The organism is Embleya sp. NBC_00888 (genome assembly GCF_045207655.1).
Lineage (GTDB): Bacteria > Actinomycetota > Actinomycetes > Streptomycetales > Streptomycetaceae > Embleya.
The window spans coordinates 5,015,884-5,031,181 of the sequence record NZ_CP108785.1; the positions used below are offsets into that span (position 1 = coordinate 5,015,884).

A 15,298-nucleotide genomic window follows, 5' to 3' on the forward strand; every position below is an offset into this window, starting at 1 on the left:
GTTCCGACCGCAGGGCGTAGCTAGCCCTTGCTGCCGGTGGAGGCGATGCCCTGGATGAAGTGGCGTTGCAGCAGGATGAACGCCACGATCATCGGTGCGGTGGCCATCAGCGCCCCGGCCATCAGCACCGAGTAGTCGGTGAAGTGCTCGCCCTGGAGTGTGGCCAGGCCGGCGGAGAGGGTCATCTTCTCCGGGTCGGTGTTCATCACCAGTGGGAACATCAGGTCGTTCCACGACCACATCGCGGTCAGGATGCCGAGTGCCAACAGACCGGGCTTGGCCAGCGGGAGCGCGACGTGCCAGAAGACCTGCCACGGGTTGGCGCCGTCCAGCCGCGCGGCCTCCTCGATGTCGTAGGGGAGCGCCATGAAGAACTGGCGCATCAGGAAGGTGCCGAAGGCGCTGAACATTCCCGGGATGGTCAGGCCCTGCAGGGAGTTCAGCCAGCCGAGGTCCTGGATGATCATGTACTGCGGGATGAGGAAGAGCAGGGCCGGGACCATCAGCACCGACAGGAACAGTCCGAACAGCAAGCCGCTGCCGCGGAACCGCATCCGGGCGAACGCGTAGCCGGCCATCGAGGAGAAGATCAGCTGGCCGGCGACCCGCCCGATGGTCATCACAACGGTGTTGACGAACATCTGCCCGAAGGGCATGGCGTGGAACACCGCGCTGAAGTTCGACCACTGCCAGGTCTGCGGCAGGAGGGTCGGCGGCAGCCGGGTGGTCTCGACGTACGACTTGAGCGCGGTGACCACCTCCCACAGGAACGGGCCGAGCATCAGCACCGACATGGTGATGAGCATCGTGTGGGTGGCCACCGAGCGGGCGAGGTGGCGCGCAGGGCCGGAGCGGGTCGAGACCTCAGGCATAGTGCACCCACCTCTTCTGCAGACGGAACTGGATGGCCGTCATCAGCACGATGAAGCCGACCAGGACGAAGGCGATCGCGGCCCCGAACCCGATGTTGTGCTCGACGAAGGACTTCTGGAAGAAGAGGTACGAAACCGACCGAACCTCGGGCAGCGCCGGATTGGCGGCGCCGGCGGTGGAACCCGGCGTGCTCATCATCATGTAGGCGAGGTCGAACATCTGCAGGGAGTTGATCATCGTGAGCACGGTGACGAAGAAGATGTTCGGGCTGAGCAGGGGGACGGTGATGCGCAGGAAGGTGCGCACCGGTCCGGCGCCGTCCATCCGCGCGGCCTCGTAGTACTCGGCGGGTATCGCCTGGAGGCCGGCCAGGAAGATCACCATGTTGTAGCCCAGGGACATCCAGATGCCGATCGCGGCCAGCGCGTACAGCGCGATGTCCGGGTCGGAGGCCCAGTGCTGCCCCGAGATTCCCACCGTGGACAGCAGGTAGTTCACCAGTCCGTAGTTGCCGTCGTACATCCACCGCCACAACATCGCCATGGCGACCGGCATGGTGACCGCGGGCAGGAAGAAGATCACCCGGTAGACCGCCCGGCCGCGCAGGTTCTTCTGGTTCAGCAGTGCGGCCAGCATGATCGCGAGTGGGATGCCGGCCAGTTGGATCACGGTGTACGTCAGCGTGTTGATCACCGACTTGAGCACCGTAGGATCGTCGGCCAGTGCCTTGTAGTTGTCCGTGCCGGTCCAGGTGTGCCCGCCGAACGGGCCGGATTCGGTGAAGCTGTAGTAGAAGGTCTGCGCGATGGGCCACAGGTAGAAGATCCCCAGGCCGATGGCCATCGGCGCGACCATGAGGTAGGCCCAGAACCACTGGCGGCGGCCGGGGCGCCGCCCGCGCCGGAATCCGGCGCGGGCGGCACGGGCGGCACGACCCGTGGACTGGACAACCGCAGTGTGTGTCATCGGGTCACTTTTCCTTGCTCAGCGCCGTGTTCATCAGATCGGCCATCTTCTGCGCGACCGCCCCCACATCGCTCTTGCCTTCCCAGGCGGGAGCGAACGTGATGGGCTCCTGGGTCTGCCATACGGAGGTGTTCTTGGAGGTGGGGTACGGCATCGCGTAGGGCAGCTCGTCCAGGAATGCCTGCAGGTGGAATCCCGGGGTGGCATCCACCCAGGCCTGCTGGGTGTTGTTGAAGGCCGGGATGACCCCGCTCTCCTTCGCCCCGATCTCCGCAGCTTGCTTGGACCCGAGGAAGGCGACGAGGGCGGCCGCCTCGTCGGGATGCTTGGTCTTGGCGTAGGCGACGTTGGCCAGGCCGTGGATCACCACCGCCCGCTTGGTCCCCTGCGGCAGCACGGCGACGTCGACGTCGTCCTTCAGGGCGCTGTTCTTGGCGAACGTCGAACTGTTCCAGCTTCCGCCGTAGTACATGGCGACCTTGCCGGACTCGAAGAACTGGCTGGGGAAGGTGTCGGTCATGGACTTCAGCGACGGCGAGGACCCGTCCTTGATCAGGTCGGTCCAGAACTTGAGGCCCGCGGTGGCGGCGGGCTGGTCGTAGCCCGAGGACGTCCCGTCGGCCGAGATGACCGAGCCGCCGGCCTGGAAGATGGTGTTGTAGTAGTTCTCCTGACCGAACGCCGGTGCCAGGATGCCGTACTGCTTCTTGGAGGCGTCGGTGAGCTTGCGGGCGGCTTCCTGGACGGTCTGCCAGGTCCAGGTGTCGTCGGGGTACTTCACGCCGGCCGCGTCGAACAGCTTCTTGTTGTACCAGAGCCCGACGGTGTCGAAGTCCTTGGGAATGCCGTACTGCTTGCCCTTGTGCTGGTAGAGGCTGACCAGGCTCGACGGGTAGTCGGCGAGATTCACGCCGTTGGCGGCGAGCTTGTCCGACAGCGGCAGCAGCATGCCGTTCGACTCGTAGAGCTGGGCGTTGGGGCCGTTCATCCAAAACACGTCCGGCGCGCTGCCACTGGTGGCGTCGGCCTGGAGCTTGGTCCAGTACTCCTGGTTCGCGGTGAGCTGGATCTTCACCTTGACCGACGGGTGGGTCGCCTCGAACGCGTCGACGATCTTCTGCATGGCCGGCTGCTGGGTCGAGTCCCAGATCCGGTACGTGAGCTCGACCTTGCCGCCCGCCGATTTGCCGTCCGAACCGCCCGAACAGGCGGCGGCACCGAGGACCAGAGCAGCGGCCGCGGCGAGCGCCCCCCAGCGTCTGCCGGTCTGACCGGCTTGTCCACTAATACGCTGAGTATGCATTGGAACATCCCATCTTTACTGAGTGTGATGCGCAGGAGTATAGATCTGATACATGCCCTGGGTCGCGCGTTCGATACTGGCCGGCTGCCCGGAGGATCGCTGCGGATTCTGCGGCTCGAAGCGGCTTTCCGTGCGGGGGTGCCGCGAAGAAGCGGGCGAATCGGCCCAGCTGAGATAGGGAGAGTCTGAAGTCATCGGACCCTGGCGTCAAGAGTTTGGCTGTGCTTCACTAAACATCTACTACTTGATGTATCTGTAACATGTGTTGCCGGCAGACGCCGAGACGATGTGCGTCGAGTGGCGGTAGGAACCAAGGGGAGATTCGTTGGCCCGCTCAGAGAAGATCTCCGCGCCCGCGAGCGTGGAGCGTGCATACCGTCCCGGGTACGAGGTCGCGGCCGAACGCATCCTCGAGTACGTCGTCGCAACCGGACTTCGACCCGGCGCGCGACTGCCCACCGAGAAGGACCTCGCGGACGAGGTGCAGATGAGCCGGACGGTGGTCCGGGAAGCGGTGAAGATCCTCTCCGCTCTCGGGCGGCTGTCCGTCCAGAAGGGCCGCGGCATCTATGTGGCCGAGCCCGAACAGCCTTCCTGGCAAACGTCGTTGAGCAAATTCCTCCCCGCGGATCTGCGGCAGGTGGACGAGTTGTTCGAGTTCCGTCAACACCTGGAGATCACCGCTGCCGGCCTGGCCGCGAAGCGAGCCACCCCCGCGCAGGTCAAGGCGGTGCGCGAAGCCGCGCGGCAGTCCGTTCAGGCTGCGGAGGAGGGCGACCTCGACGGCTTCACCGCCGCGGACGAGGCGTTCCACGTCGGCATCGCGGAAGCGGTGGCCAACATGTTCTTCGTCTCCACCGTCGATGCCATGCGGCGTCTGCAGCGCCAGGTCCTCGCCATCGGACTGGCCGGGGTCGCGGGCGGGTCACTGCTCGTGGCCGCGAGGCAGCACGAGGCGATCGGCAAGGCCATCGCCTCCGGCGAACCGAGCACTGCCAAGGCCCTGATGGCCGGACACATCCAGCTGACCGCCCAGCAGTTCCACCAGGAGATCTGGCGTCGCGTCGTGCCCGACCACGGCACCGACTCCTGAACTCCGTACCTCCAGCCCCGAAGGACACCCATGCTGATTACCGATGTGACCATGGAACTCGTCGACCTGCCCGCCCAGCCACCCTTCCGATGGCGTAACGGGCTCCCGGGCTCGGAGCCGGCGGTGGTGGGCGGCATCCTGCGCGTGCACACGGACGAGGGCCTGGTGGGCGAGGCGCACACCAGGCGCGGAGTGATCGTCGCCGACCTGGTCGAGCGTCGTATCCGCGGGGACCTCGTCGGTCGCGATCCCATGATGCGCGAGCTGCTGTGGGAGCGACTGTGGGAACTGGACCGGATCGAGGAGCTTCCGATCTATGCCCTGGGACTGGTCGACGTGGCGTTGTGGGACCTGGCCGGCAAGGCGACCGGGCAGCCGGTCCACCGGCTGCTGGGCTCCTACCGCGAGGCCATCCCCGCCTACGCGAGCACGGTCACGTTCGGCAGCGTCGAGGAGTACCTCGACGTCGCCACCCAGTGCCTGGAGCTGGGCTACGTCGGCATCAAACTCCATGCCTGGGGCGACCCGAAGGCGGACGCGGACCTGTGCCTGAAGTTGCGGGCGCACGTCGGCGACGACGTCCCACTCATGTACGACGGCTCGGCCGGGTTCGACCTCGCCGACTCGATCCGGCTCGGTCACGTGCTGTCCGAGGCCGGCTACCTCTGGTACGAGGAGCCGATGCGCGAGTTCAGCGTGACCGCCTACAGCCGACTGGCCGAGCAGGTCACGGTCCCGCTCCTGGTCGCCGAGACCTCCGACGGCGCGCACATGAACGTCGGCGACTTCATCGCGGCCGGCGCGGCGGGCCGGGTCAGGACGAGTGCGCAGTACAAGGGCGGGATCACCGGGGCCCTGCGCATCGCGCACCTGGCCGACAGCTACCAACTGCGGGCCGAGGTGCACGGCACCGGGGTGGTCAACGCCCATCTGTGCATGGCGATCCCCAACACCACCTACTACGAATCCCTGGTCTACACCAACCCCGTGCAGCGCGAACCTGCGGTGGGCGCCGACGGGCTCGTCCAAGCCCCGACAGTCCCAGGCATCGGCTACGACCAGCCGGGCTGGTGACGAACTCCCGCCGGAGGGAGTTCGTCACCACTCTCTTCGTTGAAGGAGACGGCACCGTGCTCCGCGGGCGTCGGCGTGCCGCAACGCCGGCGAAGCCTCGGCGTGCGCCGGCATCGCCGATCATCCGAACTCCTGTGCGCCGCCGCTATTCAGCCCCGACGGCCTCGCTCCGCTCACGCGCCAACAGGCTCGCCAGGGCCCCGCGTGTGACCACAATGGTTCAGGTCTATACGGACCGGATCGGAGGATGCGCGCCCGGCCGGGCCCGCCGGAAACGGCCGTCGATTTCGGGTGTGACCGATGACAGGTTCATCCTGCGTCCGTCCTTCGTCGGCAACGCCGGCATTGCGCGGCTGCCAGGTCCGAACTGCGGAACTTCGTCGGAGAACGTGCCCTCGGACCTGGCATCGCAACGTGCCGAAGCCTCTGGAGGGATGGTCGGCACGCACGGGAATACATCAGTCGTGCGGCCGCACGAGATGGCTGCCCTCGAGACACGGTGTCCATGCGGACCTGCGATCGCCGAGCTCCCAGATGAATCAGAAATATCCGAGTGAAGTGCTTGTTCCGGATGGATATCGCTGTCTAGAGTCTGACGTGTTCGAGAACCAACGGAACCAAGCGCCGTTCAGCCCGTGATCCTCGGCTGACCCTCCCCGACCAAGTGTCCGGTGAGCGGGGTCGGGGCGCCGAGAAGATCGCTGAGCATCAGGAACGGCACAGGGTGGCAGCGCCGTCCCGCATGTATCCCGCGAAGTCGTGACGGACGACGGGTGGCGTGCGCCGTCCGCGCAGGATCGAGTGCTCTCACTGGTGAGGCGCCGACGCCGCGGCGACCTCTACCAATCCACCGGATCAACCCCGAGGAATCCGATGACAGACGACGCCGAGTACCCGCGCCCGGAACCGGCAGCACACAAGCCTCCGTGTCCGGTGGTGGGTGATCCGGCGTGGCTCGCCGCCGAGCAGGCCCGGCTGCTCGATTTCGCCCGCGGTGCGCGGGTGCCCGACGGTTTCGGCTGGCTCGACGACCGTGGTGCCGTGCGGGACGACGGGTGCGTGCACACGTGGATCACCTGCCGCATGACCCACGTCTTCGCGCTCGCCCGCCTCTGCGGCGACCGCGACGCGGCGGATCTGGTGGATCACGGGCTCGCCGCCCTGTCGGGACCGCTGTACGACCGCGAACACGGCGGCTGGTACACCGGGGTGGACGGCGACGGCCGGCCGCTCTCCGCCGAGAAGTCCGCCTACACGCACGCGTTCGTGGTCCTGGCGGCGGCCGGAGCCACGGCCGCCGGCCGGCCGGGGGCCCGAGACCTGCTGACCCGATCGCTCGACACCATCGAACGGCATTTCTGGAGCGAGGCGGAGGGCCGGCTCGTCGAGAGCTGGGACCTGCCCTGGCAACTGTGCGAGAACTACCGCGGCGCGAACGCCAACATGCACGCCGTCGAGGCGTTCCTGGCCGCGGGAGACGTCACCGGCGAACCCGTCTGGCACGCGCGAGCCCTGCGCATCGCCCGGCACGTGGTCCACGAACACGCCCGAGCCGCCCGATGGCGCCTCGTCGAGCACTTCGACGCCCACTGGACGCCACAATACGAATACAACAGGAACCGGCCCGACGACCCGTTCCGGCCGTTCGGATCCACCATCGGGCACTGGTTCGAATGGGCCCGACTGCTGCTCGGCCTCCACGCCGGCATGGCGACCCCACCCGACTGGCTGCTCCACGACGCCGAGGCGCTCTTCGCCGCAGGCGTCCGCGAGGGCTGGAACGTCGACGGCGAACCGGGATTCGTCTACACCGTGGACCGGGCCGGCGAGCCGGTCGTCAGGGCCCGCATGCACTGGGTCCTCACCGAGGCGATCGCGGCAGCCGCCGTCCTCCACCGCGTCACCGGCAACGCCGACTACCAGTACTGGTACCGCACCTGGTGGACACACGCGGACGAGGTCTTCATCGACCGCGCCCACGGCAGTTGGCACCACGAACTCACGCCCGAAAACACCCCCGCGGCGACCGTGTGGCCCGGCAAACCGGATGTGTACCACACCGTCCAGGCCACGCTGATTCCGCGACTCCCCACAGCCCCCGCGATGGCCGAAGCGCTGCGCCGGACGATCCCGTGAGCACACGCGGGCCCCGCTCATGAGCGGGCACCGCTCCCGACCGGAAGTGGCGAACCGACCGACACGACCTGCCCAGCGCGGGCAGCAGAGACCGAAAGCAGACCAGGCGTGATCATCGTCGTCGGAGAAGCCGTCGTGGACATCGTGACGTCCGAGCACGGCGAGACCACCGCTCATCCGGGCGGCAGCCCCGCCAACGTGGCGGTCGGCCTGGGCCGACTGGGCAGCCCGGTTTCCCTGCTCACCCGGTTCGGCCGCGACCCCCACGGCGAGATGCTCGCGGCCCACCTCGCGGACAGCTCGGTCACCGTGATCGGGAACCCCACCATGGGCGAGACCCCCACCGGCACGGCGATCGCGCGGACGGACACCACAGGCAGCGCCACGTACGAGTTCGCCATCTCCTGGGACCCGACACCGGAACCGGACGAGTTCCCGGCCGGGATGGCTTGCCTGCACACCGGCTCGATCGCGGTCACCCTGGAACCGGGCGCGACCACCGTACGACGGCTCCTGGAACAGGCCCGCGGGCGCTGCACCGTCTCGTACGACCCCAACTGTCGTCCGACGCTGATGGGAGAGCCCGCACAGGCACGGACGCTGATCGAGCATCGGGCGGCACTCGCCGACGTGGTCAAGGTCAGCGACGACGACCTCGACTGGCTCTACCCCGGGCGGGACATCACCGAGATCGCCCGGGAATGGCTCGAACGCGGACCGGCCCTGGTCGTGGTCACCCGAGGAGCCGCCGGCTCCTACGGCGTCTGCGGGTCGGGCGACGTCCACTGCCCGGCGCCCACCGTCGAGGTCGCCGACACCGTCGGCGCGGGCGACGCCTTCACCGCGGGGCTGCTCGACGCGCTGCGCCGACTCGACCTCCTCGGTGTGGATCAGGCGTCCCGCCTGCGCCGTCTCGGCCCGGAAACCCTCATGGAACTGCTCGGCGAGGCATCCCTGGTCTCCGCACTCACCTGCGTGCGCCCGGGCGCCGACCCGCCGACCGCGCGGGAGGTCGAGCGCCATCGGCGGAACATCCATGGCGCCGGAGTCGATCCCGCCCGCGTCTTCGGACCGGCGCAGCCCGCGGTGAATCCCCGAAACCGAGTGGGGTGAGACGTCCGAGGGCCGGTTCCAAGGTGTCGTCCGTTGCGTGAACAGGGTTGAGAGGGATGGTGGTTCGCTCATGAGGGTGTTGCGTTCGAGTCTTGCCGGGACGAACTCGTGACCGGGGAGCGGGACTTCGCCGGGCTGGTGGCGGTGGTGACCGGTGGGGCGGCGGGGATCGGGTTGGCGACCGCGCGCATGCTGGTCGCGCGCGGTGCGCGGGTGGCGGTGTTGGATCGGGACGTGTCACCGTTGGTCGGCGATGCCGACCTGTCGGTGTTCGCTGCGGACGTGAGCGACGACGCGTCGGTCGTCGAGGCGGTGTCCGGCGCGGCCGCGCTGCTCGGTGGAATCGACGTCTTGGTGAACAACGCCGGGATCGGTGCCATCGGGACGGTCGCGGACAACGACGACGCCGAGTGGCATCGGGTGTTGGACGTGAACGTCGTGGGGATCGTGCGGGTCACCCGGGCGGCGTTGCCGCATCTGCGCGCCTCGGGGCACGCGGCGATCGTCAACACCTGCTCGGTCGCCGCGACCGCCGGGCTGCCCCGGCGGGCGCTGTACTCGGCGTCCAAGGGCGCTGTGCAATCGCTGACACTGGCGATGGCGGCGGATCACGTCCGCGAGGGCATCCGGGTCAACTGCGTCAACCCGGGCACCGCCGATACTCCGTGGGTGGGCCGGTTGCTGGATGCCGCCGCGGACGCGGACGCGGAGCGGGTCGCGTTGAACGCCCGGCAGCCGATGGGCCGCCTGGTCACCGCCGACGAGGTCGCGTTCGCGATCTGCTCGCTCGCGAGCCCACTGGCCGCGTCGACGACCGGGACGAGCCTGGCCGTGGACGGCGGGATGCACGGGCTGCGCCTGCGCCTTGCGGAGGCGCGGTGAAGGGCGCGACGCTCGGCCTGGGCTGCGCGGGACTCGGCGGTCTGTACGAACCGGTCTCGGAGGCCGCGGCGCAGGCTACGCTGGAGGCGGCCTGGGCCGGCGGGATCCGCTGCTTCGACACGGCGCCGCACTACGGTGCGGGGCTCTCCGAGGAGCGTCTGGGAAGGTTCCTGCGCGGCGTCCCGCGAGCCGAGTACACAGTGTCCACGAAGGTCGGCCGGCTGCTGGTGCACGACCCGGACGTGCCCGAATACAGCGACGGGTTCTTCGGGACGCCGCGACGACGCCGGATCCTCGACTATTCCGGGGCGGGAGTACGACGCTCCCTCGAGGCGAGCCTGTGCCGGCTCGGGCTCGACCGGATCGACATCGCGCTCGTGCACGACCCCGACGAGCACTGGGAACAAGCATCCGGGGAAGCCATACCCGCCCTCGCGGACCTGCGCGAGCAGGGTGTCGTCGGGGCCATCGGGGCCGGGATGAACCAGTGCGCGATGCTCGACCGCTTCGTCGCCGAGACGGACGTGGACTACGTGCTGCTCGCCGGCCGCTACACCCTGCTCGACCGCAGCGGCGGCGCGTTGCTCGACCAGTGCGCGAAGCGCGGGGTCTTGGTGCTGGCCGGCGGCGTGTACAACGGCGGCCTGCTCGCCGATCCGCGCCCCGGCGCCCACTTCGACTACGTGCCCGCCAACGCCGACATCCTCGCCCACGCGTTGCGGCTGCGGGACGCGTGCGCCGCGCGCGGGGTCCCGCTGCGGGCCGCCGCGTTGCAATTTGCGGCCGCTCATCGTGCCGTCGACACCGTCCTGATCGGCGCGCGCACTCCCGCCGAGGTGTCGGACGCGGTGGCGATGGCCGCCTTCGACATCCCCGACGACCTCTGGGAGCGTCTCGAATGATCGCGACCGACGCCCGCCATCGCCTGGGCGATCCCGCGACCGCGGACCATCCGGGGATGGACGGCCCCGACCGGGCCTCATCCGCCGTCGGTTCGACGTCGATCCCACCGCGACCGCACCGGGATACGCGGCACCGAAACGTCCATGGCCCCCACATCCTTCGTCATCGTGGGGATCGACGTGCAGACCGAATCCTCCCCGGAGCCGTCGTCAACGCCGCTCGCCCCGTCCCCATAACCACACCGGTCCTCAACCCACCGAGGCGACCCATTCCATGACCCCGGATTCCATTGTCGACGCGCACCATCACGTCTGGGACCTGTCCGCGCGCGACCATCCCTGGCTCGCCGACCCGGCCCTCGCCCCGATCCGGCGCAGCTTCGCGCTCACCGACCTGGAGTCCGAGGCCGTCTCGACCAACGTCACCTCGACGGTCTTGGTGCAGACGGTCGCGGTCGCCGAGGAGACCCCGGAATTCCTCGCGCTCGCCGCGGCGAGCCGGTTGGTCGCCGGGGTGGTCGGCTGGGTCGACCTCACCGCGCCCGATGTCGCGGAAGCCATCGGCGCGCTTCGCGAACTACCGGGCGGCGAGCGCCTGGTGGGCATCCGCCACCCCGTACAGGACGAGCCGGATCCGAACTGGTTGATCCGCCCGGACGTCATCCGCGGACTCGCGGCCGTCGCCTCGGCGGGACTCGCCTACGACCTGCTCGTACAACCCCACCAGATCCCCGCGGCCGCCCGCGCCGCCGCGGCACTGCCCGAACTCACCCTCGTTCTCGACCACCTCGGCAAGCCGCCGATCGCAGCACGCGAGAGAGCCCCCTGGGCCGGTGACATCAAGACGCTGGCCGCACTGCCCAATACCGTGTGCAAGCTCTCCGGACTCGTCACCGAAGCCGACTGGCGGACGTGGTCTTGGCGCGACCTGCGTCCCTTCGCCGAGACGGCGCTTGAAGAATTCGGGCCGGACCGGCTCATGTTCGGATCCGACTGGCCGGTCTGCCTGCTCGCGGCCTCCTACCGCGACGTGGTCGACACCGCCGCGACCCTCACCGGCTCGTTGAGCGCGACCGAACAGGCGAGCGTCTTCGCCGGCACGGCGACCCGCGTGTACGGACTACTTCCCCGAGGAGAGCGATGAACGAGAGCACGGGCGACGGGGTCCGACGGATCGCATCGGTGATCCGCGTCAGGCCCGAGAAGCTCGAGGAGTACAAGCGCCTGCACGCCGATCCCTGGCCCGGCGTGCTCGACCGACTCCGAGCGTGCAACATCTCCAACTACTCCATCTTCCTCCACGAAGAGCTCCTGTTCAGCTATTTCGAGTACCGGGGAACCGACTTCGACGCGGACATGGCCCGCATCTCCCGGGACCCGATCACCCAGGAATGGTGGAGGCTGACCGACCCCTGCCAGGAACGCCTCCCCGGAACACCCGAGGGGCAGCAGTGGACCGAGATCCCTTCGATCTTCTTCCTGCAATGAGCGACACCGCCGTGCAGCGGATGCCCGAACGCCCCGGAGGCGGACACCCCACCCCGAAGGGAAGCCCGAGATGAAGGTACTGCGCATCGGCGCCCCAGGGAGCGAACGCCCGGCAATCCTGACCGACGAAGGACGGCTGCTGGACCTGTCCACCCTCACCACGGACATCGACTCCACGTTCCTGGCCTCCGGAGGCCTCCGAAGAGCCCGGACCGCCGCCCGGGCCGGGAAGCTGGCAGACCTCCCGTTCGTGGACACACGGATCGGCGCCCCGGTGACCCGTCCGGGCAAGATCGTATGCATCGGCCTGAACTACCGCGACCACGCACAGGAGACCGGCGCGCCGATTCCTTCTCGGCCGGTGGTCTTCCTGAAGGACCCCGCCACCGTCGTCGGCCCCCGCGACACGGTGTCGATCCCCCGTGGCTCGACGAAGACCGACTGGGAAGTCGAACTCGCCGTCGTGATGGGCAACCGGGCCCGCTACCTCGAATCGCCCGACGACGCCACCGACGTGATCGCCGGATACACGATCAGCAACGACGTCTCCGAGCGCGAGTTCCAACTGGAGTACTCCGGACAGTGGGACCTGGGCAAATCCTGCGAGACCTTCAACCCGCTCGGCCCCTGGCTGGTCACCCCCGACGAGGTCGGCGACCCGCAGTCCCTCGCGCTCCGCCTGTCCGTCAACGGCGTGCCGCGCCAGCACGGCAACACCGAGAACATGATCTTCGACGTGCCGTACATCGTCTGGTACCTGAGCCAATACATGGTCCTGGAACCCGGCGACGTCATCAACACCGGAACCCCGGCCGGAGTCGCCCTGGGGCTACCGGACACTCCATACCTGCGCCCCGGCGACATCGTCGAACTCGAGATCGCAGGACTGGGCACCCAGCGCCAGGTCCTTGATCAGGCATGAAGCCGAGAACGGCGCCCTGTGATCCGCGGTGACCCGCTCACCGGAGGCCGACACGAAGAACAGCCCCAGCGGATCGCGTATCGCGCGTCCCGTATCGGGCGCAAGACCGCACTTACACACTCCGTCGAGATTTGCTGCACCGAGGAGGAAACATGGACAGACGCCAATTTCTCATCGCAAGTGGCCTGAGTTCGATCGCAACGGTGGGGACGGTGGGGCTTACGGCCTCCCCCGCCCAGGCGGTGGAAGGAACCGCCGATGGGGCGTCCCGGTCGCATCGGATCACCGCGGGCTTCCTGTCGGTGGGCGTCGACAGCCGTGGTCGGGTGAACGGCCTGTTGGATCTGCGCAGCGGCAACGACTATCTGGCGGCGGGCACTTCGGTGCCGCTGGTCAGTGTGGTGGCCGATGGCCGACAGGAGGTTCCCACCAGGGTGAGGGTCTCGCCGCGTGACCGGCGGGTGCTGGTGTTCGCCGGCGAAAAGGTGACGATCGAAGTGAAGGTCGTCGGTTTTCCGACGTACTCGACACTCGAGGTGACCGGTCTGACCGCGGCCCCGGGTGTGGATGTGCAGACATTGCTGTGGGGGCCGCTGCCGACGAGGATCTCCCGGACGATCGGTGAGACCGTCGGGATGGTCGGCGACGACGATGTCGTCGTGGGAGTGCGCCCGCTCAACGACAAGACGGTGGGCGGGTGGCCGAACGAGCACCTCGCCTACGGGTTCGGCCCGGATCTCGTCTGGAATCCGTACGGCCTGCAGACCGGCGAGAAGGACGAGTGGCTGGCGAGCAATGTCGCGGCGAAGACGAAGTGGGGCAGCGTGCTGCGCGCCACCACCTACGACTACAGCCGGGAACGGGTGCGGCAGCGCACCAACGGGTACGAGATCCCGCTCGGACCGCTGCCTGGGCCGGAGGGGCGAATCGTCGGGTCGAAGATCGCGCTGTTCGCCAGTGCGCCGGATCTGTCCCTCACCGTGCTGAGTCAGATCGCCCAGGAGCAGGGTCAGGCGTACCCGACTCTCGACGGCCAGTGGCAGAAGGCGGCCCAGCGCACGTCGCAGTCCCACTTCTGGGTCCACGATCTCAATACGGGCAACGTCACCGCCGCGAGCCGGTACGCCCGGCAGGCCGGGGTCAGGAACATCTACGCCATCGCCGGCGACGGTCCCTGGGTGTCGCACGGGCACTACCGGTTCAACAACGCGTTCGGCGGATCCGACGTGGCGGCGGCCCGGTTGGTGGCCGACGCGGCGAAGGAGGGCATCGAGGTCGGCGTGCACACCCTGTCCGACTTCATCGACCCCCACGATCCGTATGTGCAGGCCCCGGCCGACCCGCGGCTGTCGGTGGGAGGAAGCGTCCGACTGACCCGACCCCTCGGCTCGTCGGACACCACGCTGTACGTGGACGCCGACCGCCCGCTGGGACCCGGCGTCGACGGCCGACGACTGCGGATCGGCGACGAGTTCATCACGTACGGCACCGTCACCAAGGTCGGCGGCACCGAATGGCAGGTGAGCGATCTGGCGCGGGCACAATGGGGTTCGACCGCGCAATCGTCTCCGGCCGGTACCCGTGCCACCCGGCTCATCCAGAACGGCTACGGCGGCGCGATGGGCGGCCTGCCGATCATCGACGAGATAGCCACCCGGCTGGCCGGCGCGTACAACGACACCGGCATCCGGGCCACGTCCTACGACGGGTTGGAATCGGCGGGCTACACCGGGTGGGGCGGCTACGGCTTCGCGCATCTGGTCAACGGCGTCCACCGGCAGCTCCACTCCGAGGAGTTCGTCACCGAGTGCAGCAACCTCTCGTCCAACACCTGGGACGCCCAATCCCGGGCCAGTTGGGGCGAGATCGGTAGGACGGACTACGCCCAGATCCTCCGCAGCAACACGTTCTACCGCGCCAACTGCCTGCCCGGAATGATGGGGCAACAGGGGTTCTCCGGCGGCGACAGCCTTCAGAAGATCGAAGTCACCATGGCGCGCGCGGCGTCCCTGAACGCCGGCGTCAACTTCGAGACCAGCGTGCAGAGTCTCGCTTCGGGAGCGAACACCGCCGCGTTGCTTCAAGCGGTCAGGACGTGGGAGTCCGCGCGCGGCGTCGGCGCCTTCACGGCCGAACAGAAGAAGCAGTTGGGCGACCCGAACACCTACTGGCACCTGAGCGAGGTGACGCCACACCAGGAATGGTCGCTGCAGCAGGTGGACTCGTCCGGTCGGCCCATCGGTGAGCCGCAGCGGGCCAAGGCGCCGACGCCGGGCTTCGTCACACCCGAGCCGCCCGATGCCCGGGTCGGTGTCCTGTACGCGTTCAAGGTGACCTCGAGCACGCCACAGACGATCCGCTACGAAGTCACATCCGGCCATCTCCCGCGCGGACTCACCCTCAACAAGGACACCGGCGGCATCACGGGCATGCCTGCCACTCCGGGCACCAGCAAGTTCACCATCACGGCCCACAACGGCGGAGAAATACCCGACGCCAGGATCACCTACCGCGTGAAGACCACGCCGCCGAGGAAACCCTGATGG

At 68.4% G+C, this 15,298-nt stretch carries 13 protein-coding genes; 10 read left to right on the plus strand and 3 right to left on the minus strand.

The window, feature by feature from the left end; translation table 11 throughout:
• Nucleotides 1-20: 20 nt before the first annotated feature.
• The 3 genes from OG948_RS56230 to OG948_RS56240 are packed head-to-tail and all read right to left on the minus strand — an operon-like array spanning nucleotide 21 to nucleotide 3,142.
• Nucleotides 21-872 carry a carbohydrate ABC transporter permease gene (locus tag OG948_RS56230; RefSeq protein ID WP_331772821.1) on the minus strand — a complete coding sequence of 284 codons (852 nt, stop codon included), beginning with the start codon at nucleotides 870-872 and terminating at the stop codon, nucleotides 21-23.
• A complete protein-coding gene (locus tag OG948_RS56235; protein WP_331772822.1) occupies nucleotides 865-1,839 on the minus strand; it encodes a sugar ABC transporter permease in 975 nt (324 codons plus the stop codon). The genes OG948_RS56230 and OG948_RS56235 overlap by 8 nt, the downstream gene beginning before the upstream one ends.
• Nucleotides 1,840-1,843: 4 nt before the next feature.
• Complete coding sequence (locus OG948_RS56240; protein WP_331772823.1) at nucleotides 1,844-3,142, minus strand: sugar ABC transporter substrate-binding protein; 1,299 nt, start codon at nucleotides 3,140-3,142, stop codon at nucleotides 1,844-1,846.
• Nucleotides 3,143-3,467: 325 nt separating this feature from the next.
• On the opposite strand from OG948_RS56240, the gene OG948_RS56245 reads away from it, so the two are divergent.
• The 10 genes from OG948_RS56245 to OG948_RS56290 all read left to right on the plus strand — a co-directional run bounded on the left by OG948_RS56245 (nucleotide 3,468) and on the right by OG948_RS56290 (nucleotide 15,295).
• The gene (locus OG948_RS56245) at nucleotides 3,468-4,235 is read left to right on the plus strand and encodes a FadR/GntR family transcriptional regulator (protein ID WP_331772824.1); all 768 of its coding nucleotides are present in this window, start codon (nucleotides 3,468-3,470) and stop codon (nucleotides 4,233-4,235) included.
• A gap of 30 nt (nucleotides 4,236-4,265) precedes the next feature.
• Complete coding sequence (locus OG948_RS56250) at nucleotides 4,266-5,309, plus strand: enolase C-terminal domain-like protein (protein WP_331772825.1); 1,044 nt, start codon at nucleotides 4,266-4,268, stop codon at nucleotides 5,307-5,309.
• An 873-nt stretch (nucleotides 5,310-6,182) separates the two neighbouring features.
• Nucleotides 6,183-7,445, plus strand: coding sequence for an AGE family epimerase/isomerase (locus OG948_RS56255; RefSeq protein ID WP_331772826.1), 1,263 nt, complete (start codon nucleotides 6,183-6,185; stop codon nucleotides 7,443-7,445).
• A 108-nt stretch (nucleotides 7,446-7,553) separates the two neighbouring features.
• Nucleotides 7,554-8,558: a carbohydrate kinase gene (locus tag OG948_RS56260; RefSeq protein ID WP_331772827.1), complete on the plus strand. Its 1,005-nt coding sequence runs from the start codon at nucleotides 7,554-7,556 to the stop codon at nucleotides 8,556-8,558.
• A 108-nt stretch (nucleotides 8,559-8,666) separates the two neighbouring features.
• Entirely contained in the window at nucleotides 8,667-9,440 is a 774-nt protein-coding gene (locus tag OG948_RS56265; protein ID WP_331772828.1) for an SDR family oxidoreductase, read from the plus strand.
• Nucleotides 9,437-10,342, plus strand: coding sequence for an aldo/keto reductase (locus OG948_RS56270; protein ID WP_331772829.1), 906 nt, complete (start codon nucleotides 9,437-9,439; stop codon nucleotides 10,340-10,342). The genes OG948_RS56265 and OG948_RS56270 overlap by 4 nt, the downstream gene beginning before the upstream one ends.
• Before the next feature lie 274 nt (nucleotides 10,343-10,616).
• Nucleotides 10,617-11,486 (plus strand): amidohydrolase family protein, encoded by an 870-nt coding sequence (locus tag OG948_RS56275; RefSeq protein WP_331772830.1) that lies wholly within the window; start codon nucleotides 10,617-10,619, stop codon nucleotides 11,484-11,486.
• Nucleotides 11,483-11,830, plus strand: coding sequence for an L-rhamnose mutarotase (locus OG948_RS56280; protein ID WP_331772831.1), 348 nt, complete (start codon nucleotides 11,483-11,485; stop codon nucleotides 11,828-11,830). Before OG948_RS56275 ends, OG948_RS56280 begins: the two co-directional genes overlap by 4 nt.
• 70 nt (nucleotides 11,831-11,900) lie before the next feature.
• Nucleotides 11,901-12,752, plus strand: a complete 852-nt coding sequence (locus tag OG948_RS56285; protein ID WP_331772832.1) for a fumarylacetoacetate hydrolase family protein — start codon at nucleotides 11,901-11,903, stop codon at nucleotides 12,750-12,752.
• A gap of 152 nt (nucleotides 12,753-12,904) precedes the next feature.
• Nucleotides 12,905-15,295 carry an Ig domain-containing protein gene (locus tag OG948_RS56290; protein WP_331772833.1) on the plus strand — a complete coding sequence of 797 codons (2,391 nt, stop codon included), beginning with the start codon at nucleotides 12,905-12,907 and terminating at the stop codon, nucleotides 15,293-15,295.
• The last annotated feature ends 3 nt before the right edge of the window (nucleotides 15,296-15,298 follow it).